This window comes from Pseudomonas sp. DWP2-2, from assembly GCF_049897065.1.
GTDB lineage: Bacteria > Pseudomonadota > Gammaproteobacteria > Pseudomonadales > Pseudomonadaceae > Aquipseudomonas > Aquipseudomonas paracarnis.
Genome location: NZ_JAFCVN010000002.1, coordinates 613,620 through 638,467 on the forward strand (window position 1 = coordinate 613,620; position 24,848 = coordinate 638,467).

Genomic DNA, 24,848 nt, shown 5'->3' on the forward strand with positions numbered 1-24,848 from the left:
GTTCCCACGCTATGCGTGGGAACGCCTCCTGTGACGCTCTGCGTCACGCGTTAAGAGCGGACGCGGAGCGTCCAGGGCAGCATTCCCACGCAGAGCGTGGGAACGATCAGCAGCGTGGGAGTGATCAGAAAGAGGGGCCATTCAGCCATTCCTGGTTCATCGTTTCGGTGTCCCCCAAGTACTCCAACAACCACGCCATGGCCGGCGACAGTTTGTTCTGCGCCCACGCCACACACGACGGGCTGGCCGGAAATGGCCGGCTCAATTGCAGCGCCACCAACTCCCCGCGCTCGATCCATGGCAACACCTGATGGGCCGGCGCCATCCCTACACACAGGCCATCGCGCAGGCAATCCAGGGCCGACGCCCAGTTGGGCACTACCAGGCGGCGCTGGTTATCCAGGGTCCAGGTGTCGCGCTTGGGCAGGTTGCGGGAGGTGTCGGTCATGCACAGCGAGGCAAAGGGGCGCAGTTGGTCATCACTGAGCAAACCTTCCACCGCCGCCAGCGGGTGCCGGGCGCTGACCACGCACAGCCAGTTCAACAGGCCCATGTCGCGGAAGCTGAAGTGGCTGGCCACCGGCACCGCGCTGGTGGCGCCGATCACGATGTCGGTGCGTTCATCGGCCAACGCATCCCACACGCCGTTGTACACCTCGTATTCGAGCAGCAATTCCACTTCGGGAAACTGCCGATAGAAGTCGAGCACCAACTGCCGGCAGCGCTGGGGTTTGACGATTGAGTCCACGGCCACCTTCAACTGCCCGCTCCAACCATTGGCCACCTGTTGGCACAGGCGCCGGGTGCCGAGCATTTTTTTCATCACGCCGCGGGCTTCGTCGATAAACAGGCGGCCGGCAGGGGTCAGTTCCACGTCGCGATGCCGACGCACAAACAGCGGCACGGCCAACCATTCTTCGAGCTGACGCACGGTGTAGCTGATGGCCGACGGTACACGGTGCAGTTCCTGGGCGGCGGCGCTGAAGCTGCTGTGACGGGCGACGGCGTCCACCACATCCAGGGAATATTCCGACCACATAGGTACTGCCTTCAAAATTATTGATAAGAGTGTCCAATTATTATCGCTTCACACAGATATTGTCAGCCTCATAATGGGCGACAGTCAGCAAATAGTTTGATGGCAGTATCTACAAGGCTTCGATGAAAAATTCTTTTGGTTTTACCTGGTATCTGGCGGGGCTGAGCATGCTCGGTTATCTCGCCATGGACATGTACTTGCCGGCATTTGGCGCCATGGGCGAGCAGTTGAACATTGGTGCTGGCGCGGTGGGCGCCAGCTTGAGCATTTTTCTTGCCGGCTTTGCGCTGGGGCAGTTGCTGTGGGGGCCGCTCTCGGACCGCCTGGGGCGCAAGCCGATTCTGATCGCGGGCCTGAGCCTGTTTGTGCTCGGTTGCCTGGGCATGTTCTGGGTTCAGAGCGCGCCGCAACTGCTGGCCCTGCGCTTTATGCAGGCGATTGGCGTGTGTGCCGCCGCCGTCAGTTGGCAGGCCTTGGTGATTGATCGCTACCCGGCCGACAAGGCTCACCGCGTCTTCGCCAGCATCATGCCGTTGATGTCGCTATCGCCGGCCCTGGCACCGCTGTTGGGCGCCATGGTGCTGAATCACTTTGGCTGGCAGGCGATCTTCGGCGTGTTGCTGGTGGTGTCGTTGTTGCTGTTGTTGCCGACCTTGTTCCTGCGCAATGTGCCCAAGCGTTCGGAGCACAAGGGCAGCCCGGTGCGCCTGGGGTATGGGCAATTGCTCACTTCTCGGGTGTTTACCGGCAATGTGATGATCTTTGCCGCCTGTTCGGCCAGCTTCTTCGCTTGGCTGACCGCCTCGCCGTTCATCCTCGGTGGCATGGGTTACAGCCCGAATGACATTGGCCTCAGCTACGTGCTGCCGACCCTGGCGTTTCTCGTTGGCGGCTACAGTTGCCGCAGCGCCTTGCAGCGCCTGCCGGGTAAAACCCTGCTGCCATGGTTGCTGGTCGCCTATTGCTTGAGCATGGTGGCGTTGTACGTGGTGGCCACCTTGAGTGTGCCGACCCTGACCACCTTGTTGATCCCGTTCTGCCTGATGGCGCTGTGCAACGGCGCCAGCTACCCGATTGTGGTGGCGAATGCGCTGATGCCCTTTGCGGAAAATTCCGGCAAGGCGGCGGCCCTGCAAAATACCCTGCAATTGGGCTTGTGCTTCGTGGCCAGCCTGTTGGTGTCGTCGATGATCGAGCAACCGCTGTTGATCACGGTGATTGTGATGCTGGCGACGGCGCCACTGGCGGTGTTGGGCTATTGGCTGGCACGGCCGAAGGGCAACTCTTCCGAACTGGCCAACGCCTGAGCTGACAATACGATCAAACTGGTAGGAGCGAGCTTGCTCGCGAAAAACGTCAACGATAACGCGGGCTTTCTGAATGAACGCGGCGTCGGTGAGTTTTTCGCGAGCAAGCTCGCTCCTACAAAAAGCCTGCTTCTTCAGTTAGAACGTCACTTCCATGTTCAGCGTCGGTGTTGAGGTGCGGCTGCCACGGCCGCCGTCCACCCCAAACTTGTTATGCCAGTACTCATACCCCACCCCCAGGTACAGGTTAGGCTTGACGCTTTTACCCGGTCGCACCGCCACCATCAGCGCTGTACGCATCAAGGCCTCCGCTGCCGTATCGCGGCCATGGTAATCCTCACCTTTCTCCCCGACGTAATTGATAAACCCCTGGAATTTCGCCGCATGGTTGCCCACCTCGAACGGTCGCATCCAGGTCAGGTTGAGCATGTAGGTAGCGTCGAAGGTGTGGTTCGACTCTTGCGCGCCGGGAATGCCGGTGTGGTTCTTTTCCTTGTAGTACATCAGGCTCAGGTCCAGCACGCCGACAGTGTTGAACTTCAACGTAGGGCCAATCACCAGGGCGCGCTTCTTGGCGGAAGCGAAGTTGTTGTTGCGGTTGGCGTCGAAGCCCAGGGTCAGCGCGTAATCCTTGATCAGCGCCGTGCCCGGCGGCAAGTCGAACACGCGTGAGGCATACAGCTGATGCCGGTACACGGCGTACACCTCGCTGCCACCGTGGTCGGTGCCTTTGCGCGGGTCGCTGCTGTCGGACAGGAATACGTCGAGGTTGAGGAAATTGCTGCCGTAACGGTAGCCGCTGGCGTGGGTAAAACTGTAGATGCGCTTGCTGAAGTCGTCGGGGTTGTTCGGGTTGGTGAAGTGCTGCCCGTAGCGGAACCCGACGCTGTTGTTCATCCATTCCACCGCAACAGCCTCCCCGCCGCCGAGAAGGGTCAATGCGACGGTGGCGCCCTGTAGTGCCTTTTTCATTATTTTTGTCCTTTGGCGTTCTGGCTCGTGACGGCCGGATTGTTTTTGTAACGCCGTTGGAGGGTATCTTGTTCGATTGATTGTATACAACTCTATGGACATACAGTCTGAACATTGCATACAGTGAGCGCACAACAAAAACAGAGAACCCCTCACCATGACTATCCCGAAGGCGTCACCGCAGCGGCCCGAAGATGAAAATCTGGGCGTCGCCGCCAACATGGCTTACGGCCTGCAGCATGTGCTCACCATGTATGGCGGCATCGTCGCCGTGCCGTTGATCGTCGGCCAGGCCGCCGGGTTGTCGCCGGCGGATATCGGTCTGCTGATCGCTGCATCGCTGTTTGCCGGTGGCCTGGCCACGCTTTTGCAAACCCTGGGCCTGCCGTTCTTCGGCTGTCAGTTGCCGCTGGTGCAGGGCGTGTCGTTCGCGGGTGTGGCGACCATGGTGGCGATTGTCGGCAGCGACGGTGCCGGTGGTGTGCCAGCGATTCTCGGGGCGGTGATGGCCGCGTCCTTTATCGGTTTGTTGATTACCCCGGTGTTCTCAAGGATCACCAAGTTTTTTCCGCCGCTGGTGACGGGCATTGTGATTACCACCATCGGCCTGACCCTGATGCCTGTAGCGGCGCGCTGGGCCATGGGTGGCAACAGCCGGGCGGCAGATTTTGGCAGCATGTCCAACATCGGCCTGGCCGCACTGACCCTGGTGCTGGTGCTGCTGCTGAGCAAGATCGGCAGCGCAACAATCTCTCGCTTGTCGATCCTGCTGGCCATGGTGATCGGCACGGTGATCGCGGTGCTGCTCGGCATGGCGGACTTCTCTGGCGTCATGCAGGGGCCGATGTTCGGTTTCCCCACACCCTTTCACTTCGGCATGCCCACCTTCCATGTGGCGGCGATCATTTCCATGTGCATCGTGGTGATGGTGACGCTGGTGGAAACGTCGGCGGACATCCTGGCGGTGGGTGAGATCATCGACACCAAGGTGGACTCCAAGCGCCTGGGCAACGGCCTGCGTGCCGACATGTTGTCGAGCATGTTTGCGCCGATCTTCGGTTCGTTTACCCAGAGTGCATTCGCCCAGAACGTCGGCCTGGTGGCGGTGACAGGGGTCAAGAGTCGGTTTGTGGTGGCCACTGGCGGAGTGTTCCTGGTGGTGCTCGGCCTGTTGCCGTTCATGGGGCGAGTGATCGCGGCCGTGCCCACCTCCGTGTTGGGCGGCGCCGGGATTGTGTTGTTCGGCACAGTGGCGGCCAGTGGGATTCGCACGCTGTCCAAGGTGGATTACCGCAACAACATGAACCTGATCATCGTTGCCACGTCTATCGGCTTCGGCATGATCCCCATCGCCGCGCCGAGCTTCTACGATCAGTTTCCAAGCTGGTTCGCGACCATCTTCCACTCGGGCATCAGCTCGTCGGCAATCATGGCGATATTGCTGAACCTGGCGTTCAACCACTTCACCGCCGGCAACTCGGACCAGCAGTCAGTGTTTGTGGCGGGGACTGAGCGCAGCTTGTGCTTTCGCGACGTGGCTGCGTTGCGCGATGGGGATTACTACCGGGGTGGCAAGTTGTTTGATGCCGAGGGCAAGGAAATTCCCCTGGTAGCAGATACCTCAAAGAAAGCCGCAAAACCCGAAACCACTGAGGTTTAAACAGGTAGGAGCGAGCTTGCTCGCGAAAAACGTCAACGATGACGCGTGCTTTCTGAATAAACACGGCGTCTGATAGTTTTTCGCGAGCAAGCTCGCTCCTACAGAGGGCGGATTTCAGCCGGCCTTGAGGGCTTTGTGCGGCAACGAACACGCCTCATCCAGAAACTTCACCACCGTCCCCATGCACGCCTGGCGCTCTTCCACATGGGGCATGTGACTGGAGTCTTCAAACAGTGCCCAGCGCACGTCCGATATCTCATCCAGGAATGGCTTGACCACCAACGGTGTGGCTTCGTCATGTCGACCGGAAATCACCAGGGTTGGCACCTTGATGGCTGACAGGCGGCCGATCACATTCCAGTCCTTCAAGCTGCCAATCACGTGGAATTCGGTCGGGCCGCTCATGGCGTGGTACACCGTCGGGTCGGCATCCACCTGGGCGAAGGTGCGTGCCACTTCTTCGGGCCACGGGTTGACCCGGCACACATGCTGGTCATAGAAAATCCGTGAGGTCGCCAGGTATTGCGGGTCTTGGTAGGTGCCGGCCTGCTCGTGCTTTAGCAGGGTTTCATGCACGCCTTCAGGCAACAGCTTGCGCAGGCGGTTGGCTTCGCTGACCCAGGTGCGCATGCAGGTGGGGGAGTTGGCAGGGATAAACGCGCGCAGGCCCTTGGGTTGCAAGATTGCGTGTTCGCTGCCGAGCATGCCGCCCCAGGATTGACCGAGGATCGCGTAGTTCTCACTGATTTGCAGGTGGTCCAGCAGGTTGTTCAACTCGTCGAGGAACAGGCCGATGGTCCAGAACGACGGGTCTTTTTCCGGTAAGTGCGTGGAGCGGCCGTTGCCCAACTGGTCGTAGTGGATGACCGCGTGGCCGCTGGCGGCGACGTCCTTGAAGGCGTCGACGTAATCGTGGGTGCAGCCCGGGCCGCCATGGATGATCACCAAGGGCGTACGGCCTGTGGTCAGGTCGCCGGTGACGCGATACCAGGTCTGATAGGCGCCAAAGGGCGCGTAGCCTTCGCGAACTTTTTCGATGAATTCCATTTCGTACCCTGCTCTGAAAAAAAGGATCAGGGTTACGATAGTCTGAACAAAAAGTTTAGGTAACTAGCAAAACAGATAGGTTTTTGCCGAAAGCTCAACCTTCCAGCAAGCGGTAGTGGGTGGCGCGAACCACGGCCTGAACACGGTTCTTGGCGCCCAGTTTGTGCATGGCCGAGGCCAGGTGCAGAGTGACCACCGCCAGGGAGCGGCTCAATTGCGAGGCGATTTCGGCGGCGGTCAGGCCTTCAGCCGCCCATTTCAGGCATTCGCGCTCGCGCTTGGTCAGGCGTATGTGCGGATAAGCCCGCACCTCCTTGCTGAACAGCGGGTACGCCGCTTCCTGGAGGGCATGGGTAATCAGGCTGAAATCGGCCAGCGTATGTTGGGCGTCCTTCAATACCGTGCGCGCCTTGCCGGTGCGCAACCCGGTCAGCGAGGCGAAGCCGCCCCGGGGCAGATGAATCGGCACGCTGACGCCGCAGGTCAGCTGACGCTCATGCAGATAAGAAGAAACGGGGGCGTGGCAGGGGTCGATGATCTTTTGCAGGGCCGTCTCAGTCTTGGCCTCATAGGACCAGACAAACGGCGACACTGTGCTCAGCGCCAGGTGTTGCACCGGGTCGATCTGGTAAAACCCTTCGCTGCACCATAAGGCGTGCCAATCGCTCGGTGTGTTGCGCAGTTGCAACAGCGAGGGCGTGATCAATGCGCCGTTGAGGTCGATGGGCACCGGGGTGTAGTCATACACCAGGGCATCGAAGCCCAGTTGTTGGGCAAGGATAAACGTATTGTCCATCTGTTCATCCAGGCTCCTGCCCGGTATGAGGCGATTATTGAAGGCGGTCAGCTTGGCCAGCATCCGTTCTGCTCCCGAATTCATTTGAATCTAGACTTGCTGCAAGTAGAATGCCACGCCCCGGCGAAGGACTGCCAGGCCAAACCTATAAGAAATACTAGGTTATGGACGCACGGCATCCTCGGTAGTGTTGACCTGATAAACGGCCGCTACCCGCCAGGCCGATACAACACAAGGAATGTATGCATGTGGCGTGAAATTGCCCCCGACCAGCAGTACAACGTGCAAGTCGACGGCCATAACCTCGTGGTCTACAGCTTTGGCGAAGGCGATGAGGTGCTGCTGTGTCTCAACGGCGGGCCGGGCCTGCCGTGTGACTATCTGCGCGACGCCCATGGCTGGCTCAAAGCACATAACCTGCGAGTGGTTGCATTCGACCAGCTTGGCACGGGCGCATCAGCCAGACCGACCGATGCTTCACTGTGGGAAATCCGCCGTTATGTCGAAGAAGTCGAGACCGTACGCCAGGCGCTGGGCCTGGGCCGCGTGCATCTGCTCGGGCATTCCTGGGGCGGTTGGCTGGGGATCGAATATGCCGTGCATTATCCCGGTGCGCTCAAAAGCCTGATCCTGGAAAACACCGTCGGCGACATTCCCCACCTGTCCCAGGAACTGGAGCGTCTGCGTGGCGCCCTGGGCAGCGAAACCGTGGCCATGATGCAACGCCACGAAGCCATGGGCACCCTCGACCATCCGCAGTACCAGGCCGCCATCACTTTGCTCAACTACCGCCACGTGTGCCGGCTCGACGAATGGCCAGAGCCGGTCAAGCGGTCCCTGGGCGACTGGAACATGGGGCCTTACGAAACCATGCAAGGCCCCAACGAGTTCCTCTATATCGGTAACCTCAAGGACTGGAACCGCCTCAAGGAAATGGCCGAGTTCACGATGCCGATCCTGATCACCACCGGCCAGCATGATGAACTCACCCCCGCCTGTGCGATGCGCATGAAACTTGCAGCCCCCCACGCCGAGTTGCATGTGTTCCCCAACAGCAGTCATATGCCTTTTTACGAGGAGCCACAGGCGTACTTCCCGGTGCTGCTGGACTTTCTCGCTCGCCACCGAGGCTGACGCATGGACCTGGCGCGCTACCGTTTTGTGTTGTCCCGGCCCCTGCAATTGCTGCCGGTGCTGCTGGGCATCAGCCTGATCACCTTCGTGTTGGTGCGCTCGATTCCTGGCGACCCGGCGCGTGCCTTGCTGGGTTCGCGCAGCACGCCGGATGCGCTGCTGAAGATCCGCGCCCAGTTCGGCCTCGACCAGCCCTTGTGGCTGCAATACTTTTACTTCCTGAAAAACCTGCTCAAGGGCGACCTCGGCCAATCGCTGCTGTACAAGGTCGACGCCCTGAAACTGATCGTCACCCGGATCGAGCCGACGCTGGTGCTGGTGCTGGGCAGCGTGGTGCTCGCTTTGTTGATAGCGGTGCCACTGGCAACGATTGCGGCGCGCCAGCAAGGCCGTTGGGCGGACAAGCTGATCCGCGTGTTCACCACGGTCGGCCTGGGCATGCCGGCGTTCTGGCTGGGGTTGATGCTGATCCTGCTGCTCAGCGTGAAATGGGGCTTGTTCCCGGTGTCCGGTTACGGGCGCACTTGGCTGGATAAGGCGCACCACATGCTTTTGCCATGCCTGACCATCGCCCTGGCGCTGTCGGCGGTGCTGGTGCGCAACCTGCGGGCGAGCATGTTGATGGAGTTGCAGGCGGATCACGTCACCGCCGCACGTGCACGCGGGCTGGCGGAAGGCGCGGTGTTTCGCCGGCATGTACTGCCCAACGCTCTGGTGCCGGCGGTCAACCTGCTGGCGGTCAACATCGGTTGGCTGATCAGCGGCACGGTGGTCATCGAAAGCCTGTTCGCGATTCCAGGCATCGGCCAGTTGCTGGTGCGCGGCATTTTCACCCGTGACTACATGGTGGTGCAGGGTGTGGCGATGGTGCTGGCCTGTGCCACGGTGGTGGTCAACTTCCTGGCCGACCTGGTAACCGTGGCCCTCGACCCACGGGTGAAGATGCAATGAGCAGTCGCCCATTGATTGCCCCGTGGCGCTTGCGCCTGCGCTTTGGTTTTCGCAATGGCCGGCTGACCGCCGCATGGGGTTTGTTGATCCTGTTCGCGTGGTTGGCCCTGGCGTTGTTTGCGCCGTGGGTCGCGCCCTATGACCCTATCGCGCAGGACACCAGCATGAGTTTGCTGGCCCCCAGCCTTGCCCATCCGTTGGGTACGGACAATTACGGCAGGGACATCCTGTCGAGGGTGATCTGGGGGGCGCGCATCGACCTGCAGTTGGCGGTTATCGGGGTGATCTTCCCGTTCATCATTGGCACCTTTATCGGTGCGGTCTCGGGTTATATCGACGGGCGTTTCGACAGTGTCTGCATGCGTGTGATCGATGTGGTGCTGGCGTTCCCGTTCCTGGTGCTGATGCTGGCGATCATGGCCATCCTCGGGCCGGGCTTGCAGAGTTTTTACATCGCCATGGCGCTGGTGGGCTGGGTGTCGTACGCGCGCCTGATTCGCTCGCAGATCCTGGTGCTCAAGGAAAGCGAGTTCGCCCTGGCCGCCAAGAGCCTGGGCTTTGGCCATGGGCGCATTCTGTTCCGGCATTTGCTGCCTAATGCGCTGTTTGGCTCCATCGTGTTTTCCATGTCTGACGCGGTGCTGGTGCTGCTCAACGGCGCCGCCGTCAGTTACCTGGGCCTGGGGGTGCAACCACCGACCGCCGAATGGGGGACGATGGTGGCCGAGGGGCAAGCCTTTATCACCACTGCCTGGTGGATCTGCACCTTCCCGGGCCTGGCCATCGTGACCTTGGCCATGGGCTTCAGCCTGTTGGCCGATGGTGTTGCGCAGGTATTGGGAGAGCGCTCATGAGCCTGTTGCAGGTGCGCGACCTCAGTGTGATCGCCAACAACGCCGGGCGTGAGGTCACCTTGGTGGATCGGGTGTCCTTCGACCTGGCCGAAGGTGAAATCCTTGGCCTGGTGGGCGAGAGCGGTTCCGGCAAGACCATGGCCTGTCGCGGCCTGATGCGTCTGTTGCCATCGCCCAATCTGCGCGTGCAGGGCGGCGCTGTGCAGTTGGCCGGCCAGGACCTGTTGGCACTGGATGATGCCGGCATGCGTGCCGTGCGCGGCGGGCAGTTGGGCATGGTCTTCCAGAACCCCAGCAGCCACCTGGACCCGTTGATGCGCATCGGTGAGCAGATCGCCGAGGGCATCCGCCTGCACCAAGGCGCGTCGAAAAAAGACGCGCGCTTGCAGGCGATCGAGGTATTGCGTCAGGTCGGGATTCCCGACCCCCAGGCGCGGGTCGACAACTACCCCCATGAGTTTTCCGGTGGCATGCGCCAGCGCGCCATGATCGCCGTGGCCCTGGGCTGCAACCCGAAGGTGTTGATCGCCGACGAACCGACCACGGCCCTGGATGTGACGGTGCAGGCGCAAATCCTGCGGCTGTTGCTCGACCTGCGCGACCAGCGTGGCCTGTCGATCATCATGATCACCCATGACCTGGGCGTGGTGGCGCAAACCTGCGATGCCATCGCCGTGATGTATGCCGGGCGCCTGTGCGAGCACGGCAGCAAATACGAACTGCTGGCCCAACCGCAACATCCGTATACCGCAGGCCTGATCGACTGCCAGCCAGCCCACAGCAGCGGGCATGCGTTGTTGCGCACCATTGCTGGCCAGCCGCCGTTGCTCGATGCATTGCCCGACGGCTGCCGCTTCCACCCGCGCTGCCCACAGGCCGGCGCCTTGTGCGCCGAGTTGCTGCCCCAAGGCGCACGCGTGGCCTGTCACTACCCGTTGGGAGCGCGCCCATGAGCCTGTTACAGGTCAAGGATTTGGAAGTGCGCTTTACGGCGTCCGGCAGCGGCCTGTTTGGCCTCAACCGCCAGTGGGTGAGGGCGGTGAACGGGGTGTCGCTGAACCTCGCCGCCGGTGAAACGCTGGGTTTGGTGGGCGAGTCCGGCAGTGGCAAGAGCACCCTGGGCCGGGCAATTCTGCACCTCAACCCGATCAGCGCCGGGCAGGTGTTGTTCGACGGTATCGACATGGCCCATGGCAGTGCCATCGACATCGCCCGGCTGCGGCATGAGACCGCGATGATTTTCCAGGACCCCTACGCCGCGCTCAATCCACGGCACAGCATTGGCGAAACCATCGCCGAGGTACTGCGTGTGCAGCGTAAGGTGGCGGCGCAGCAGATTCCTGATCGTGTGAATGAGTTGCTCGAACTGGTCGGCTTGCGTCCTGAGCTGGCTTCACGCAAGCCCGGCTCGCTCAGTGGTGGCCAGTGCCAGCGCGTGGGTATCGCCCGGGCGCTGGCAGTGGAGCCGCGCCTGATCATTGCCGATGAATGTGTGGCCGCGCTGGATGTGTCTATCCAGGGCCAGATCATCAACCTGCTGCTGGAACTGCAACAGCGTATGAACCTGGCGATCCTGTTTATCGCCCATGACCTGGCCATCGTAAGGCGCCTATGCGACCGCGTGGCGGTGATGTACCTGGGCAAGATCGTCGAAGAGGGCCCGGTGGAAGCGGTGTTCACCGCGCCCCGTCACCCGTACACGGCGGCGCTGATCCAGGCCATCCCGGAGATCGATCCGCACCGGCCATTGCCTGCGCAGCCATTGCCCGGCGAACCGCCGAGCCCGCTGAATCTGCCGACAGGCTGTGCCTTTCACCCGCGTTGCCGGTATGCGCAAGCCATGTGTTCCTCGGTATTGCCCCCCACCCATTTCCAGCACGAGCATCGGTACAGTTGCGTGCTTGAAGACCCTTTGCTTTGACCCTCTGCCATTCATTAACAAGGAGTTGTGATATGCACTCGCGCCACTTGAAATTGCTCGCCGCCGCTACCCTCACGGCCTGGTCGCTGACCGCCGGCCTGGCCCATGCCGCCGGTGTGCTCACCATCGGCTGCCGTGAAGACAGCACCACTTTCGACCCGATCAAAAGCGCGCAAAACCGCGACACCTGGGTATTTGCCAACGTCTACGACACCCTGGTGCGCGTGGATAACCTGGGCACCAAGATGGAACCGGGCCTCGCCGAAAGCTGGGGCATTTCCAAGGATGGCCTGACCTACACCTTCAAGCTGCGCGAGGCGAAGTTCTCTGACGGCTCGCCGATCACTGCCGCCGACGCCGCGTTCAGCCTGCTGCGCATCCGCGACAACAAGGCCTCGTTGTGGAGCGACCCGTTCAGCCTGATCAACACCGCCACGGCCAGCGATGCCAAGACCCTGGTGGTCACCCTGAAAACCCCGGCTGTGGCCTTCCTCTCGCAACTGGCGTCGCCGACGGTGTCGATCCTGTCGGAAAAAGCCATGACCAAGATGGGCGAAGACGCCTACTCGGAAAACCCGGTGACGTCCGGCGCGTTTACCGTGGACGAGTGGCGCAAGGGCGACCGCGTGATCCTGAAGAAAAACCCGAATTTCTGGCAGGCCGGCAGCGTGAGCCTGGACGGCGTGGAATGGGTGTCGGTGACCGATGACAACACGCGCATGCGCATGGTGCAGAACAACGAACTCGACACGGCGATCTTTGTACCGTTCTCCCGCGTGGAAGAGCTGAAGAAAGACCAGAACGTGGTGATCCACGCCGACCCGTCTACCCGTGAAGATCACCTGTTGATCAACCACGAGCACGGCTTGTTGGCGAAGCCGCAAGTGCGCCAGGCCCTGGACATGGCCATCGACAAGCAATCGCTGGTCAAAGCGGTCACTTACGGTCAAGGCACCGTGGCTTATTCCTACATTCCAAAGGGCTCGCTGTACCACTACGCCAACAACCTGCAATGCCCGTACGACCCGGCCGAAGCCCAGAAGCTGCTGGCCGCTGCGGGTGCCCAGGACTTGAAGCTCAACTACGTGGTCAACGCCGGCAACGAGGCCGACGAGCAGATCGCGGTGATCATCAAGGACCAGCTAGCCAAGGTCGGCGTGACCGCCAACCTGCAGAAAGTCGACCCCACCCAAAGCTGGCAGATGCTGGTGGACGGTGAATACGATATTTCGGTGATGTACTGGACCAACGACATCCTCGACCCCGACCAGAAAACCACCTTCGTACTGGGCCACGACACCAACCAGAACTACATGACCCGCTACAAGAACGACCAGGTCAAGGCGTTGGTGGCGGCCGCGCGGATCGAGGCAGACCCGGCCAAGCGTGAGCAAATGTATGTGGAGTTGCAGAAGGTGGCCAAACAGGATGTGAACTGGATTGACCTGTACTACAGCCCGTACATCAACATCTCACGCAAGAACATAAGCAACTTCCTGCAGAACCCGTTGGGGCGCTTCACCCTTGAGGAAGTGGTCAAAAACTGAGTTTTTAACTACACCACAAAGCAATGTGGGAGCTGGCTTGCCTGCAATGGCGATGGAATATTCACCACCGCTATCGCAGGCAAGCCAGCTCCCACCTTTGTTTTGCGGTGTGTCAGGGCTTATTGCGCATCGAAGGCCTGGCCATTGATGCCGGCACTGTCGGGCCCCATCAGGTACAGGTACACCGGCATGATCTCTTCCGGCGCCGGCCTTTCCATCGGGTTTTCCCCTGGGTACGCCTGGGCGCGCATGCTGGTGCGGGTGCCGCCCGGGTTGATGCTGTTGGCGCGCACTGCGGCCACATCTTCCAGCTCATCGGCCAGGGTTTGCATCAGCCCCTCGGTGGCGAACTTGGACACGCCATAGGCACCCCAATAAGCACGGCCCTTGCGCCCGACACTGCTGGAGGTGAACACCACCGACGCGTCCTGGGACAGCTTGAGCAGCGGCAGCAAAGTGCTGGTCAGCGTGAACATCGCGTTGACGTTGACGTGCATCACCCGCATGAAGTTCTCGCCGGACAACTGCTCGATGGGCGTGCGCGGGCCGATGATCGAGGCGTTGTGCAACAAGCCGTCGAGGTGGCCGAATGCTTTTTCGATCATCGCTGCCAGCTCATCGTATTGATGGGGCAGGGCGGTCTCCAGGTTGAACGGGATTACCACCGGCTGTGGGTGGCCCGCGGCTTCGATCTCGTCATACACCTGGGCCAGGTTGGCTTCGGTCTTGCCCAGCAACAACACGGTGGCGCCATGGGCGGCATAGGTCTTCGCCGCTGCCGCGCCAATCCCGCGACCGGCGCCGGTTACCAGGATGGTCCGGCCTTTGAGCAGTTCTGGCGGTGCAGAGTAATCAAACATAAATAGCCTCGACAAAATTCAAGGTGATACACCACTTGAAGTGGAATCCATTTCCTGTGGGAGCTGGCTTGCCTGCGATGGCGGACTAACTGCCGCCAGATGTGCTGGCTGGCAGGCCGCTATCGCAGGCAAGCCAGCTCCCACATTGATCTCAGCGTTGTTGAGATCTTCGAACAATCAGCAACTGCACAGCGCGTTATCCAGCACCTTGCGCAATTCCAGCGGGTGATCCACCACCACATCCGCGCCCCAGTGGCGTGGGTTGTCATCCGGGTGGATATAGCCATAGGTGACCGCCGCCGTGCGCGTACCGGCGTCGCGGCCGGATTCGATGTCGCGTAGGTCATCGCCCACGAACAGCACGCTGGCCGGGTCCAGGTCGAGCATCTTGCACGCCAGGATCATCGGCTCCGGGTCCGGCTTGCTGTTTTTCACATGGTCCGGGCAGATCAGCACGGCCGAGCGTTCGGCCAGGCCCAGGCGCTGCATGATCGGTTCGGCAAAGCGCACCGGCTTGTTGGTGACCACGCCCCAGATCAGCTTGGCTTTCTCGATGTCTTCCAGCAGTTCGGCCATGCCGTCGAACAGTTTGCTGTGCACCGCGCAGTCCTTGAGGTAGCGCTCCAGGAATTCCTGGCGCAGCTCTTCAAAGCCTGGGGATTCAGGATCCATCGAGAAGGTCACGGCAACCATCGCCCGGGCACCGCCGGAGATTTCATCGCGGATGTGCTGCGGGTTGATCGGTTCCAGGCCTCGGTCGGCGCGCATGGCTTGGCAGATGGCGATAAAGTCCGGCGCGGTATCCAGCAGGGTACCGTCCATGTCGAAGAGAACCGCTCGCAACTTCACAGGCTTACTCCTCGCGCAGGGTCTGGATCATGTAGTTGACGTCAACGTCGTTGGCCAGCTTGTAGTGCTTGGTCAGCGGGTTGTAGGTCAGGCCGATGATGTCCTTGACGGTCAGCCCGGCCTGGCGGCTCCACGCACCCAGCTCGGAAGGGCGGATGAATTTCTTGAAATCATGGGTGCCACGCGGCAGCAGCTTCATGATGTATTCGGCGCCAATGATCGCGAACAGGTAAGCCTTGGGGTTGCGGTTGATGGTGGAGAAGAACACCTGGCCGCCGGGCTTGACCATACGGAAACAGGCGCGGATCACCGAGGACGGGTCCGGCACGTGTTCGAGCATTTCCAGGCAGGTGACCACGTCGAACTGCTCGGGCATTTCCTCGGCCAGGGCTTCGGCGGTGATCTGGCGGTACTCCACGCTCACCCCGGATTCGAGCTGGTGCAACTGCGCCACGGCCAGCGGCGCTTCGCCCATGTCGATGCCCATGACGGTGGCGCCGCGCTGGGCCATGGCTTCGCTGAGGATGCCGCCGCCGCAACCGACGTCCAGCACCTTCTTGCCGGCCAGGTTGACGCGCTCGTCAATCCAGTTGACCCGCAGTGGGTTGATATCGTGCAGGGGTTTGAATTCGCTCTCGCGGTCCCACCAGCGGTGAGCCAGGGCTTCAAACTTGGCGATTTCGGCGTGATCGACGTTGCTCATGGTGAATCCTCTGAATCTGATAAGTCGGTGTGTCGCGGCTGAACCCAAGGCTTCAGCCGCGTCGTTATTCGCTGTGCCCGCTGATGCGTTGGCCCCAGGCAATGGCCGTGGCGGTCAACTGTTGTTCATCCATGCGGGTCAATTGCCGGTCGTCGAGCAATGGCTTGCCGGCAACCCAAAGGTGTTTCACGCAATCGCGCCCGGTGGCATATATAAGCTGTGAGACCGGATCGTAGATCGGTTGTTGCGCCAACCCGGAAAGATCAAAAGCGACGATGTCTGCCGCCTTGCCGACTTCCAGGGAGCCAATCTGGCTGTCCAGGCCCATCGCCCTGGCGCCGTTGAGTGTGGCCATGCGCAGGGCGCGGTGGGCATCCAGCGCAGTGGCCGAGCCGGCCACGGCCTTGGCCAGCATCGCCGCCGTGCGGGTTTCGCCGAGCAAATCCAAGTCATTGTTGCTGGCAGCGCCGTCGGTGCCGATGGCCACGTTGACGCCAGCCTGCCACAAGCGCTCCACCGGGCAAAAGCCGCTGGCCAGTTTCAGGTTCGATTCCGGGCAGTGAATGACGCTGGTGTTGCTTTCTACCAGTAAAGCCAGGTCGTCTTCGCTGATTTGGGTCATGTGCACGGCCTGAAAGCGCGGGCCCAGCAGGCCAAGGCGAGCCAGGCGCGCCAATGGCCGCTCGCCGGTCTGCTCGACGGCTTGCTGCACTTCAAAGGCAGTTTCGTGAACGTGCATATGGATCACGGCGTCCAGCTCTTCGGCGATCACCCGGATCTTTTCCAGGTTGGCATCGCACACGGTGTAGGGCGCGTGGGGGCCGAAGGTGATTTTGATGCGCGGGTGGTGCTTGAGGTCGCCGAACAGCTCGATACCCTGGCGAATCGCCTCGTCGGCACTGCTGGCGCCGGGGATCGGGAAGTCGAGGATCGGCAGTGCGATCTGCGCACGCATACCGCTGTTGTGCACGCAGTCACTGGCGACCTTGGGGTAGAAATACATGTCCGAGAAGCAGGTGATGCCGCCCTTGATCTGCTCGGCAATGGCCAGGTTGGTACCGTCGCGCACGAACGCTTCATCGACCCACTTGGCTTCGGCTGGCCAGATGTGCTTTTCCAGCCAGGTCATCAGTGGCAAATCGTCGGCCAGGCCGCGGAACAGGGTCATGGCTGCATGGCCGTGTGCATTGACCAGGCCGGGGCTGAGCAGCATGCCGGGCAGTTCACGCACCTCTTGCGCCGCCAGCTTCAACGCCGCGTCCCGTGGCCCGATAAAGGCAATGCAGCCATCGCGGATACCCAGGCCGTGCTCCTTGAGCACCACCCCAGCGGGCTCGACGGGTACCAGCCAGGTCGGCAGCAGCAACAAGTCGAGCGGGGCGGCAGTGGAGGTCATCGCAGGCTTCTTCCCAGGCAGCTATAAAAGAAGGGCGAAGTATACCCGAGCGTCCCGGCTGGCGGATCGCTATAATCGGCGGCTTTTGTTCATGAGTGCGGGGTAAGGGATGCGCGACCGACTGTTGGCTGCAGAGAACGTGAAGGCCATCGAATGGCGTGATGGCGCGCTGCACCTGCTCGACCAGCGTGTTTTGCCGTCCCGGGAGCACTGGGTGGCCTGCGGTACCGTTGAAGCGGTGGCTGACGCCATTCGCACCATGGTGGTGCGGGGCGCACCGGCCATCGGCATCTGCGCTGCCTATGGCTTGGTGCTCGCCGCCCGCGAGCGCATCGCCGAGGGCGGTGACTGGCAGGCCGCGTGGGAAGAAGACTACGCCTTGCTGGCCCACACCCGGCCGACCGCATCGAATTTGTTCTGGGCCTTGCAGCGCATGCGCGACCGCCTGGATCGCCTCAAGCAGGACGCCGACCCGCTGGTGGTGTTGGAGGCCGAAGCCGTCGCGATCCATGAGAGTGATCGGGAAGCCAATGTGGTCATGGCCCAGTTGGGTATGGAGCGGATTCGCAAGCATCAGGGCAATGCCCAGGCGATCCTTACCCATGGCAATGCCGGCGCGTTGGCTTCCGGCGGCGTTGGCACAGCCCTCGGGGTGATTCACGCGGCGTATCTGGAGGGGTTGGTCGAGCAGGTCTATGTCAATGAAACCCGCCCATGGCTGCAAGGCTCGCGTCTGACGGCGTGGGAGTTGGCGGGCCAGGGCATCCCGGTGGCGGTGAATGCCGACTCCGCCGGGGCGCATATCCTCAAGACCAAAGGCGTGACCTGGGTGGTGGTGGGTGCTGACTGTATTGCGGCCAATGGCGATGTGGTCAGCAAGATCGGCACTTATCAACTGGCCGTCTGTGCCATGCACCATGGCGTGCGCTTTATGGTGGTGGCGTCAAGTTCGACCCTCGATTTGATGATGGCTACGGGGGAGGATGTTGCGCTGGAGCAGCGCGATATGGGTGAGTTGCTTGAGGTTGATGGGCAGCGGTTGGATATCGCGGCGCTTAACCCTGTATTTGATGTGACGCCTGCGGACCTGATTGACGTGATCGTCACCGAAAAAGGCATTGTCGAGCGGCCAGACACCGCAAAACTGGCCAAGTTGATGTGTCGTAAGCGGCTGCATTGAGTGTGTGGGTGCCTGTGGGGGCGCCATCGCAGGCAAGCCAGCTCCCACCTTTAACTGTATTCACAAATCAAAGGTGGGAGCTGGCTTGCCTGCGATCGGCCCTTGCAGTCAACAAAACGTCTGCATTCCACCCTCGCAAAAAAGCACCATCGCGCCTCTGAGCCCCTCTCGTCCCCTTCAAGCCTGTCATCCGTCAAATTACTAGCCTCCATGCGCATCAGGGGGATAGGTGCGTGGCGGCGATTGTGATAACATCCGGCGGTTTCCAGGGCTGCCCCGAGGGGTTGCCTATAACGTGCAGATCCGTGTCATAACTCGTTGATTTGTCGTAAGTCGTTGTCAGGCACCGTGCCGGCAGCGGCGAGCTTCGTTCGTCCCGAATGGATGTGACGAGGTTTCACCCGAAAAAGGAATCAGGCTTCTCATGGGCGAACTGGCCAAAGAAATCCTCCCGGTCAATATCGAAGACGAGCTGAAACAGTCCTACCTCGACTACGCGATGAGCGTAATTGTCGGTCGGGCACTGCCTGATGCGCGCGATGGCTTGAAGCCCGTGCACCGGCGTGTGCTGTTCGCGATGAGCGAGCTGGGTAACGACTGGAACAAGCCGTACAAGAAATCTGCCCGTGTTGTCGGTGACGTGATCGGTAAGTATCACCCTCACGGCGACACTGCGGTGTACGACACCATCGTTCGGATGGCGCAGCCGTTTTCCTTGCGCTACCTGCTGGTAGACGGCCAGGGCAACTTCGGTTCGGTGGACGGCGACAACGCCGCAGCCATGCGATACACCGAAGTGCGCATGACCAAGCTGGCGCACGAGCTGCTGGCCGACCTGCATAAAGAAACCGTGGACTGGGTGCCGAACTACGACGGCACCGAAATGATCCCGGCTGTCATGCCCACCAAGATTCCCAACCTGCTGGTCAACGGTTCCAGCGGTATCGCCGTGGGCATGGCCACCAACATCCCGCCGCACAACCTCGGTGAAGTCATCGACGGTTGCCTGGCCCTTATCGACAACCCTGAGCTGACCGTCGATGAGCTGATGCAATACATCCCCGGCCCGGACTTCCCGACCGCCGCGATCATCAACGGTCGCGCCGGCATCATCGAAGCCTACCGCACTGGCCGCGGGCGCATTTACATGCGTGCCCGCTCGATGATCGAAGATATCGACAAGGTCGGTGGCCGCCAGCAGATCGTCATCACCGAGCTCCCTTACCAACTGAACAAGGCACGCCTGATCGAGAAGATCGCCGAGCTGGTTAAAGAGAAAAAGCTGGAAGGCATCACCGAGCTGCGCGACGAGTCCGACAAGGACGGTATGCGCGTGGTCATCGAGCTGCGCCGCGGCGAAGTGCCTGAGGTGATCCTCAACAACCTCTACGCTCAGACCCAGCTGCAAAGCGTGTTTGGTATCAACGTGGTTGCCCTGATCGACGGCCGCCCGCGCATCCTGAACCTCAAGGACCTGCTGGAAGCCTTCGTGCGTCACCGTCGCGAAGTAGTGACCCGCCGTACCGTGTTCGAACTGCGCAAGGCCCGCGAGCGCGGCCATATCCTGGAAGGCCAGGCGGTTGCGTTGTCGAACATCGATCCGGTGATCGCCCTGATCAAGGCCTCGCCAACCCCGTCGGAAGCCAAGGAAGCGCTGATCAGCACGCCTTGGGAATCCAGCGCCGTGGTCGCGATGGTTGAGCGCGCTGGCGCCGACTCGTGCCGCCCGGAGACCCTGGACCCGCAATACGGTCTGCGTGAAGGCAAGTACTTCCTGTCGCCAGAGCAGGCCCAGGCCATCCTGGAACTGCGTCTGCACCGCCTCACCGGCCTTGAACACGAGAAGCTGCTGGCCGAGTACCAGGAGATCCTCAACCAGATCGGCGAGTTGATCCGCATCCTCAGCAGCGCCGTGCGCCTGATGGAAGTGATCCGCGAAGAACTGGAAGTGATCCGCGCCGAATACGGCGACGTGCGCCGCACCGAAATCCTCGATGCGCGCCTGGACCTGACCCTGGGTGACATGATCCCGGAAGAAGAGCGCGTGGTGACCATCTCCCACGGCGGCTATGCCAAGACCCAGCCGCTGGCTGCTTATCAGGCCCAGCGTCGTGGCGGTAAAGGTAAATCGGCTACCGGCGTGAAGGATGAGGACTACATCGCTCACCTGCTGGTCGCCAACAGCCACACCACGCTGCTGCTGTTCTCCAGCAAGGGCAAGGTGTACTGGCTCAAGACTTACGAAATCCCGGAAGCCTCCCGCGCTGCCCGTGGCCGTCCGTTGGTCAACCTGCTGCCCCTGGACAGTGATGAATACATCACTACCATGCTGCCGGTCGAGGAATACACCGAAGGCCACTTCATCTTCATGGCCACCGCCAAAGGCACCGTGAAGAAGACCCCGTTGGAATCCTTCAGCCGTCAACGCAGCGTGGGCCTGATCGCCCTGGAGCTGGATGAAGGCGACGTGCTGATTTCCGCAGCCATCACTGATGGCGAGCGCGAAGTCATGCTGTTCTCCGACGGCGGCAAGGTCACACGTTTCAAGGAGTCCGACGTGCGTGCCATGGGCCGTACCGCCCGGGGTGTACGCGGCATGCGCCTGCCGGAAGGGCAGAAGCTGATTTCGATGCTGATCCCGGAAGAAGGCAGCCAGATCCTCACCGCATCCGAGCGTGGTTATGGCAAGCGTACCGCCATCAGTGAGTTCCCGGAGTACAAGCGTGGCGGCCAGGGCGTGATTGCCATGGTCAGCAACGACCGCAACGGCCGTCTGGTCGGCGCGGTGCAGGTGCTCGATGGCGAGGAGATCATGCTGATTTCCGACCAGGGCACCTTGGTGCGTACCCGTGTAGCGGAAGTGTCGAGCCTGGGCCGTAACACCCAGGGCGTGACCCTGATCAAGCTGGCCAAGGACGAAAAACTGGTCGGCCTGGAGCGTGTGCAGGAGCCTTCGGAAGTCGAAGGTGAAGAGCTCGAAGGTGAGGAATTTGAAGGCGAGGTGATCGCAGCTGGCGATGACAACGTTGACGAGCCAACCCTCGACGCTGCCGCAGACGAAGAAGAACCGCAGGAATAAGCGGACACACAGGGGGCGGATGAAGATTCGCCCCCTTGTTGTTTGTCCCGTATGAAATACAGCGCCCTTTGCCTGGACGCGGTCCATGTGGGAGCTGGCTTGCCTGCGATACAGGCGCCTCGGTCATTAAGTGATACCGCGGCGCTGCTATCGCAGGCAAGCCAGCTCCCACAGATGTCCGCTCCAGAACGAGGGCGTTGCTGACATGATTGCAGCCCCACCAGATCAGAGTGAGATTGGATGTGAGCAAGAGAGCCTATAACTTCTGTGCCGGTCCCGCGGCGCTTCCTGAAGCAGTCCTGCAGCGTGCGCAGGGTGAACTCCTCGACTGGCATGGAAAAGGCCTCTCCGTGATGGAAATGAGCCATCGCAGCGATGAGTTCGTGTCTATCGCCAACAAGGCCGAGCAGGACCTGCGCGACCTGCTGGACATCCCATCCAATTACAAAGTGCTGTTCTTGCAGGGTGGTGCGAGCCAGCAGTTCGCCCAGTTACCGCTGAACCTGCTGCCCGAAGGCGGCACTGCCGACTATATCGACACCGGTATCTGGGGGCAGAAGGCCATTGAGGAGGCCTCGCGCTACGGCCATGTCAACGTGGCGGGCACCGCCAAGCCCTACGACTACTTCGCCATTCCCGGTCAGAACGAGTGGAAGCTGACCAAGGACGCGGCCTACGTTCACTACGTCGCGAACGAAACCATCGGCGGCCTGGAATTTGATTGGGTGCCGCAAGTCGGTGACGTTCCGCTGGTGTGCGACATGTCTTCGGACATCCTCTCGCGCCCGATCGACGTGTCCAAGTACGGCATGATCTACGCCGGCGCGCAGAAGAACATCGGCCCGAGCGGCATCCTGGTCAATATCATCCGCGAAGACCTGCTGGGTCGCGCCCGCTCGGTGTGCCCGACCATGCTCAACTACAAGGTCGCGGCCGATAACGGCTCGATGTACAACACCCCGCCGGCGTTTGCCTGGTACCTGTCGGGCCTGGTGTTCGAATGGCTCAAGGAGCAGGGCGGCGTGGCGGCCATGGGCAAGCTCAACGAAGAGAAGAAGCGCGTCCTGTACGACTTTATCGACGCCAGCGGCCTGTACAGCAACCCGATCAACCTCAGCGACCGCTCGTGGATGAACGTGCCGTTCCGCCTGGCCGACGACCGCCTGGACAAGCCGTTCCTGGCCGGCGCCGACGCGCGCGGCCTGCTGAACCTCAAGGGCCACCGCTCGGTGGGTGGCATGCGCGCCTCCATTTATAACGCCGTTGACATCCACGCCATCAATGCGCTGGTTGCCTACATGGCAGAGTTCGAGAAGGAACACGGCTAATGTCTGAGCAAGAACTCAAGGCCCTGCGCGTACGCATTGACAGTCTGGACGAAAAGGTCCTGGAACTGATCAGTGAGCGCGCGCGCTGCGCCCAGGAAGTGGCCCGGGTGAAAATGGCGTCCCTGGCGGAAGGCGAAGTGCCGGTGTTCTACCGGCCCGAGCGTGAAGCCCAGGTGCTCAAGCGTGTGATGGAACGCAACAAGGGCCCGTTGGGCAACGAAGAGATGGCGCGGTTGTTCCGTGAAATCATGTCTTCGTGCCTGGCGCTGGAGCAGCCGCTGAAAGTGGCTTACCTCGGCCCTGAAGGCACCTTCACCCAGGCGGCAGCCATGAAGCACTTCGGCCATGCGGTAATCAGCAAGCCGATGGCGGCCATCGACGAAGTCTTCCGTGAAGTCGCGGCCGGTGCGGTGAATTTTGGCGTGGTGCCAGTGGAAAACTCCACCGAAGGCGCGGTCAACCACACGCTGGACAGCTTCCTCGAACACGACATGGTCATCTGTGGTGAGGTGGAGTTGCGTATCCATCACCACCTGCTGGTGGGTGAAAACACCAAGACCGACAGCATCAGCCGTATCTATTCCCACGCCCAGTCCCTGGCCCAGTGCCGCAAGTGGTTGGACGCCCATTACCCGAATGTAGAGCGCGTTGCGGTGTCCAGCAACGCCGAGGCGGCCAAGCGGGTCAAGGGTGAGTGGAACTCGGCGGCGATTGCCGGCGATATGGCTGCCGGCCTGTACGGCCTGACGCGCCTGGCCGAAAAGATCGAAGATCGCCCGGATAACTCCACGCGCTTTTTGATGATCGGCAGCCAGGAAGTGCCGCCGACCGGCGACGACAAGACCTCGATCATCGTCTCCATGAGCAACAAGCCCGGCGCGCTGCATGAGCTGCTGGTGCCATTCCACGACAACGGGATTGACCTGACGCGCATCGAGACTCGTCCTTCGCGCAGCGGTAAGTGGACCTACGTATTCTTTATCGACTTCATGGGCCATCACCGCGACCCGCTGGTCAAGGGCGTGCTGGAGAAAATCAGTCAGGAAGCCGTGGCACTCAAGGTGCTGGGCTCTTACCCGAAAGCGGTTTTGTGAGGCTTTGACATGAGTGGCAACTTCCTCGCCCTGGCGCAGCCGGGCGTGCAACAACTCTCGCCTTACGTTCCAGGCAAGCCTGTGGACGAACTGGCCCGCGAGTTGAATCTGGACCCGTCCAAAATCGTCAAGCTGGCGAGTAACGAAAACCCGCTGGGCCCGAGCCCCAAAGTGTTGGCGGCGATCCGTGAAGAGCTGGCCGAACTGACCCGTTATCCCGATGGCAACGGTTTTGCGCTCAAGTCTTTGCTGGCGGACAAGTGCCGGGTCGAGCTGAACCAGGTAACCCTGGGCAATGGCTCCAACGACATCCTTGAACTGGTCGGCCGTGCTTACCTGGCGCCAGGCTTGAATGCGGTGTTCAGCGAGCACGCGTTTGCGGTCTATCCGATCGTGACCCAGGCGGTGGGGGCGGATGCTCGGGTGATTCCTGCCAAGGAGTGGGGCCACGACCTGCCGGCGATGCTGGCGGCCATCGATGCCCAGACTCGCGTGGTGTTTATCGCCAACCCGAACAACCCGACCGGCACCTGGTTTGACGAGCAGGCACTGAACGAATTCCTGCAGGACGTGCCGGAGCATGTGCTGGTCGTGCTGGACGAAGCCTACATCGAGTACGCCGAAGGCAGCGACCTGCCCGATGGCCTGGATTTCCTCGCGGCCTACCCGAACCTGCTGGTGTCGCGTACGTTCTCCAAGGCTTATGGCCTGGCGTCGTTGCGGGTCGGTTATGGCTTGTCCACGCCCGTGGTAGCCGATGTGCTGAACCGCGTGCGCCAGCCGTTCAACGTCAACAGCCTGGCCCTGGCGGCCGCCTGTGCGGCGGTGAAGGATGCCGAATACCTGGAAGAAGGCCGTCGTCTCAACGAAAGCGGCATGCTGCAATTGCAGGAAGGCTTTCGTGAGCTGGGCCTGGGCTGGATTCCGTCCAAGGGCAACTTCATCTGCGTCGACCTCGGCCAGTTGGCTGCGCCGGTGTTCCAGGGCTTGCTGCGCGAGGGCGTGATCGTGCGCCCGGTGGCCAACTACGGCATGCCGAACCATCTGCGTATCACCATCGGTCTGCCGGCTGAGAACAGCCGCTTCCTTGAGGCGTTGGCCAAGGTTCTGGCCCGTGGTTGATGTCACTGC

At 61.3% G+C, this 24,848-nt stretch carries 21 protein-coding genes; 13 read left to right on the plus strand and 8 right to left on the minus strand.

The window, feature by feature from the left end:
* Nucleotides 1-124 precede the first annotated feature (124 nt).
* Entirely contained in the window at nucleotides 125-1,039 is a 915-nt protein-coding gene (punR, locus tag ACP7CZ_RS06885) for a DNA-binding transcriptional activator PunR (protein ID WP_054919795.1), read from the minus strand.
* Between the two features lie 122 nt (nucleotides 1,040-1,161).
* On the opposite strand from punR, the gene punC reads away from it, so the two are divergent.
* Nucleotides 1,162-2,346: a purine nucleoside transporter PunC gene (gene punC / locus ACP7CZ_RS06890; RefSeq protein ID WP_054898625.1), complete on the plus strand. Its 1,185-nt coding sequence runs from the start codon at nucleotides 1,162-1,164 to the stop codon at nucleotides 2,344-2,346.
* A 138-nt stretch (nucleotides 2,347-2,484) separates the two neighbouring features.
* On the opposite strand, the gene ACP7CZ_RS06895 is transcribed toward punC, so the two are convergent.
* On the minus strand, nucleotides 2,485-3,318 hold the full coding sequence (locus ACP7CZ_RS06895) for a hypothetical protein (RefSeq protein WP_054898624.1): 834 nt from the start codon (nucleotides 3,316-3,318) through the stop codon (nucleotides 2,485-2,487).
* Nucleotides 3,319-3,475: 157 nt separating this feature from the next.
* Between ACP7CZ_RS06895 and ACP7CZ_RS06900 the strand changes: the two genes are divergently transcribed.
* Entirely contained in the window at nucleotides 3,476-4,978 is a 1,503-nt protein-coding gene (locus ACP7CZ_RS06900; RefSeq protein ID WP_032892803.1) for a nucleobase:cation symporter-2 family protein, read from the plus strand.
* A gap of 114 nt (nucleotides 4,979-5,092) precedes the next feature.
* On the opposite strand, the gene ACP7CZ_RS06905 is transcribed toward ACP7CZ_RS06900, so the two are convergent.
* Complete coding sequence (locus tag ACP7CZ_RS06905; RefSeq protein WP_057975713.1) at nucleotides 5,093-6,025, minus strand: proline iminopeptidase-family hydrolase; 933 nt, start codon at nucleotides 6,023-6,025, stop codon at nucleotides 5,093-5,095.
* A gap of 94 nt (nucleotides 6,026-6,119) precedes the next feature.
* On the minus strand, nucleotides 6,120-6,884 hold the full coding sequence (locus tag ACP7CZ_RS06910; RefSeq protein WP_034126677.1) for a LuxR family transcriptional regulator: 765 nt from the start codon (nucleotides 6,882-6,884) through the stop codon (nucleotides 6,120-6,122).
* Nucleotides 6,885-7,067: 183 nt separating this feature from the next.
* Between ACP7CZ_RS06910 and ACP7CZ_RS06915 the strand changes: the two genes are divergently transcribed.
* From ACP7CZ_RS06915 to ACP7CZ_RS06940, 6 genes are read left to right on the plus strand one after another with little or no spacing between them, the layout of a single operon-like run.
* On the plus strand, nucleotides 7,068-7,955 hold the full coding sequence (locus ACP7CZ_RS06915) for a proline iminopeptidase-family hydrolase (protein WP_034126678.1): 888 nt from the start codon (nucleotides 7,068-7,070) through the stop codon (nucleotides 7,953-7,955).
* A 3-nt stretch (nucleotides 7,956-7,958) separates the two neighbouring features.
* Nucleotides 7,959-8,906, plus strand: a complete 948-nt coding sequence (locus tag ACP7CZ_RS06920) for an ABC transporter permease (RefSeq protein WP_197901399.1) — start codon at nucleotides 7,959-7,961, stop codon at nucleotides 8,904-8,906.
* A complete protein-coding gene (locus ACP7CZ_RS06925; protein WP_197901400.1) occupies nucleotides 8,903-9,760 on the plus strand; it encodes an ABC transporter permease in 858 nt (285 codons plus the stop codon). Before ACP7CZ_RS06920 ends, ACP7CZ_RS06925 begins: the two co-directional genes overlap by 4 nt.
* A complete protein-coding gene (locus tag ACP7CZ_RS06930) occupies nucleotides 9,757-10,713 on the plus strand; it encodes an ABC transporter ATP-binding protein (RefSeq protein ID WP_054919784.1) in 957 nt (318 codons plus the stop codon). The genes ACP7CZ_RS06925 and ACP7CZ_RS06930 overlap by 4 nt, the downstream gene beginning before the upstream one ends.
* Entirely contained in the window at nucleotides 10,710-11,681 is a 972-nt protein-coding gene (locus tag ACP7CZ_RS06935) for an ABC transporter ATP-binding protein (RefSeq protein ID WP_054898620.1), read from the plus strand. Before ACP7CZ_RS06930 ends, ACP7CZ_RS06935 begins: the two co-directional genes overlap by 4 nt.
* A gap of 32 nt (nucleotides 11,682-11,713) precedes the next feature.
* Nucleotides 11,714-13,228, plus strand: a complete 1,515-nt coding sequence (locus ACP7CZ_RS06940; protein ID WP_294149815.1) for an ABC transporter substrate-binding protein — start codon at nucleotides 11,714-11,716, stop codon at nucleotides 13,226-13,228.
* A 119-nt stretch (nucleotides 13,229-13,347) separates the two neighbouring features.
* On the opposite strand, the gene ACP7CZ_RS06945 is transcribed toward ACP7CZ_RS06940, so the two are convergent.
* From ACP7CZ_RS06945 to ACP7CZ_RS06960, 4 genes are all read right to left on the minus strand, one after another.
* Nucleotides 13,348-14,088, minus strand: a complete 741-nt coding sequence (locus tag ACP7CZ_RS06945) for a YciK family oxidoreductase (protein ID WP_197901402.1) — start codon at nucleotides 14,086-14,088, stop codon at nucleotides 13,348-13,350.
* A gap of 177 nt (nucleotides 14,089-14,265) precedes the next feature.
* Entirely contained in the window at nucleotides 14,266-14,937 is a 672-nt protein-coding gene (mupP, locus tag ACP7CZ_RS06950; RefSeq protein ID WP_034135125.1) for an N-acetylmuramic acid 6-phosphate phosphatase MupP, read from the minus strand.
* Between the two features lie 4 nt (nucleotides 14,938-14,941).
* The gene (gene ubiG, locus ACP7CZ_RS06955) at nucleotides 14,942-15,640 is read right to left on the minus strand and encodes a bifunctional 2-polyprenyl-6-hydroxyphenol methylase/3-demethylubiquinol 3-O-methyltransferase UbiG (protein ID WP_003189760.1); all 699 of its coding nucleotides are present in this window, start codon (nucleotides 15,638-15,640) and stop codon (nucleotides 14,942-14,944) included.
* A 64-nt stretch (nucleotides 15,641-15,704) separates the two neighbouring features.
* Entirely contained in the window at nucleotides 15,705-17,036 is a 1,332-nt protein-coding gene (locus tag ACP7CZ_RS06960) for a TRZ/ATZ family hydrolase (protein WP_034126684.1), read from the minus strand.
* 109 nt (nucleotides 17,037-17,145) lie between these two features.
* Here ACP7CZ_RS06960 and mtnA point away from each other — a divergent pair, with 109 nt between their 5' ends.
* The 5 genes from mtnA (at nucleotide 17,146) to hisC (ending at nucleotide 24,839) form a co-directional block, all read left to right on the plus strand.
* The gene (gene mtnA / locus ACP7CZ_RS06965) at nucleotides 17,146-18,216 is read left to right on the plus strand and encodes an S-methyl-5-thioribose-1-phosphate isomerase (RefSeq protein WP_057975719.1); all 1,071 of its coding nucleotides are present in this window, start codon (nucleotides 17,146-17,148) and stop codon (nucleotides 18,214-18,216) included.
* A 424-nt stretch (nucleotides 18,217-18,640) separates the two neighbouring features.
* Complete coding sequence (gyrA, locus tag ACP7CZ_RS06970) at nucleotides 18,641-21,295, plus strand: DNA gyrase subunit A (RefSeq protein WP_032892792.1); 2,655 nt, start codon at nucleotides 18,641-18,643, stop codon at nucleotides 21,293-21,295.
* 242 nt (nucleotides 21,296-21,537) lie between these two features.
* The gene (gene serC / locus ACP7CZ_RS06975) at nucleotides 21,538-22,623 is read left to right on the plus strand and encodes a 3-phosphoserine/phosphohydroxythreonine transaminase (protein ID WP_054921888.1); all 1,086 of its coding nucleotides are present in this window, start codon (nucleotides 21,538-21,540) and stop codon (nucleotides 22,621-22,623) included.
* Nucleotides 22,623-23,717, plus strand: a complete 1,095-nt coding sequence (pheA, locus tag ACP7CZ_RS06980) for a prephenate dehydratase (protein ID WP_032902668.1) — start codon at nucleotides 22,623-22,625, stop codon at nucleotides 23,715-23,717. The genes serC and pheA overlap by 1 nt, the downstream gene beginning before the upstream one ends.
* Nucleotides 23,718-23,726: 9 nt before the next feature.
* Nucleotides 23,727-24,839 carry a histidinol-phosphate transaminase gene (gene hisC / locus ACP7CZ_RS06985; RefSeq protein ID WP_294149758.1) on the plus strand — a complete coding sequence of 371 codons (1,113 nt, stop codon included), beginning with the start codon at nucleotides 23,727-23,729 and terminating at the stop codon, nucleotides 24,837-24,839.
* Nucleotides 24,840-24,848 lie beyond the last annotated feature (9 nt).

What these genes read in the sequence shown, in the direction of transcription:
- punR (WP_054919795.1), bottom strand. Translation starts at nt 1,039, where the DNA reads ATGTGGTCGGAATATTCCCTGGATGTGGTGGACGCCGTCGCCCGTCAC.
- punC (WP_054898625.1), top strand. Translation starts at nt 1,162, where the DNA reads ATGAAAAATTCTTTTGGTTTTACCTGGTATCTGGCGGGGCTGAGCATG.
- ACP7CZ_RS06895 (WP_054898624.1), bottom strand. Translation starts at nt 3,318, where the DNA reads ATGAAAAAGGCACTACAGGGCGCCACCGTCGCATTGACCCTTCTCGGC.
- ACP7CZ_RS06900 (WP_032892803.1), top strand. Translation starts at nt 3,476, where the DNA reads ATGACTATCCCGAAGGCGTCACCGCAGCGGCCCGAAGATGAAAATCTG.
- ACP7CZ_RS06905 (WP_057975713.1), bottom strand. Translation starts at nt 6,025, where the DNA reads ATGGAATTCATCGAAAAAGTTCGCGAAGGCTACGCGCCCTTTGGCGCC.
- ACP7CZ_RS06910 (WP_034126677.1), bottom strand. Translation starts at nt 6,884, where the DNA reads ATGCTGGCCAAGCTGACCGCCTTCAATAATCGCCTCATACCGGGCAGG.
- ACP7CZ_RS06915 (WP_034126678.1), top strand. Translation starts at nt 7,068, where the DNA reads ATGTGGCGTGAAATTGCCCCCGACCAGCAGTACAACGTGCAAGTCGAC.
- ACP7CZ_RS06920 (WP_197901399.1), top strand. Translation starts at nt 7,959, where the DNA reads ATGGACCTGGCGCGCTACCGTTTTGTGTTGTCCCGGCCCCTGCAATTG.
- ACP7CZ_RS06925 (WP_197901400.1), top strand. Translation starts at nt 8,903, where the DNA reads ATGAGCAGTCGCCCATTGATTGCCCCGTGGCGCTTGCGCCTGCGCTTT.
- ACP7CZ_RS06930 (WP_054919784.1), top strand. Translation starts at nt 9,757, where the DNA reads ATGAGCCTGTTGCAGGTGCGCGACCTCAGTGTGATCGCCAACAACGCC.
- ACP7CZ_RS06935 (WP_054898620.1), top strand. Translation starts at nt 10,710, where the DNA reads ATGAGCCTGTTACAGGTCAAGGATTTGGAAGTGCGCTTTACGGCGTCC.
- ACP7CZ_RS06940 (WP_294149815.1), top strand. Translation starts at nt 11,714, where the DNA reads ATGCACTCGCGCCACTTGAAATTGCTCGCCGCCGCTACCCTCACGGCC.
- ACP7CZ_RS06945 (WP_197901402.1), bottom strand. Translation starts at nt 14,088, where the DNA reads ATGTTTGATTACTCTGCACCGCCAGAACTGCTCAAAGGCCGGACCATC.
- ubiG (WP_003189760.1), bottom strand. Translation starts at nt 15,640, where the DNA reads ATGAGCAACGTCGATCACGCCGAAATCGCCAAGTTTGAAGCCCTGGCT.
- ACP7CZ_RS06960 (WP_034126684.1), bottom strand. Translation starts at nt 17,036, where the DNA reads ATGACCTCCACTGCCGCCCCGCTCGACTTGTTGCTGCTGCCGACCTGG.
- mtnA (WP_057975719.1), top strand. Translation starts at nt 17,146, where the DNA reads ATGCGCGACCGACTGTTGGCTGCAGAGAACGTGAAGGCCATCGAATGG.
- gyrA (WP_032892792.1), top strand. Translation starts at nt 18,641, where the DNA reads ATGGGCGAACTGGCCAAAGAAATCCTCCCGGTCAATATCGAAGACGAG.
- pheA (WP_032902668.1), top strand. Translation starts at nt 22,623, where the DNA reads ATGTCTGAGCAAGAACTCAAGGCCCTGCGCGTACGCATTGACAGTCTG.
- hisC (WP_294149758.1), top strand. Translation starts at nt 23,727, where the DNA reads ATGAGTGGCAACTTCCTCGCCCTGGCGCAGCCGGGCGTGCAACAACTC.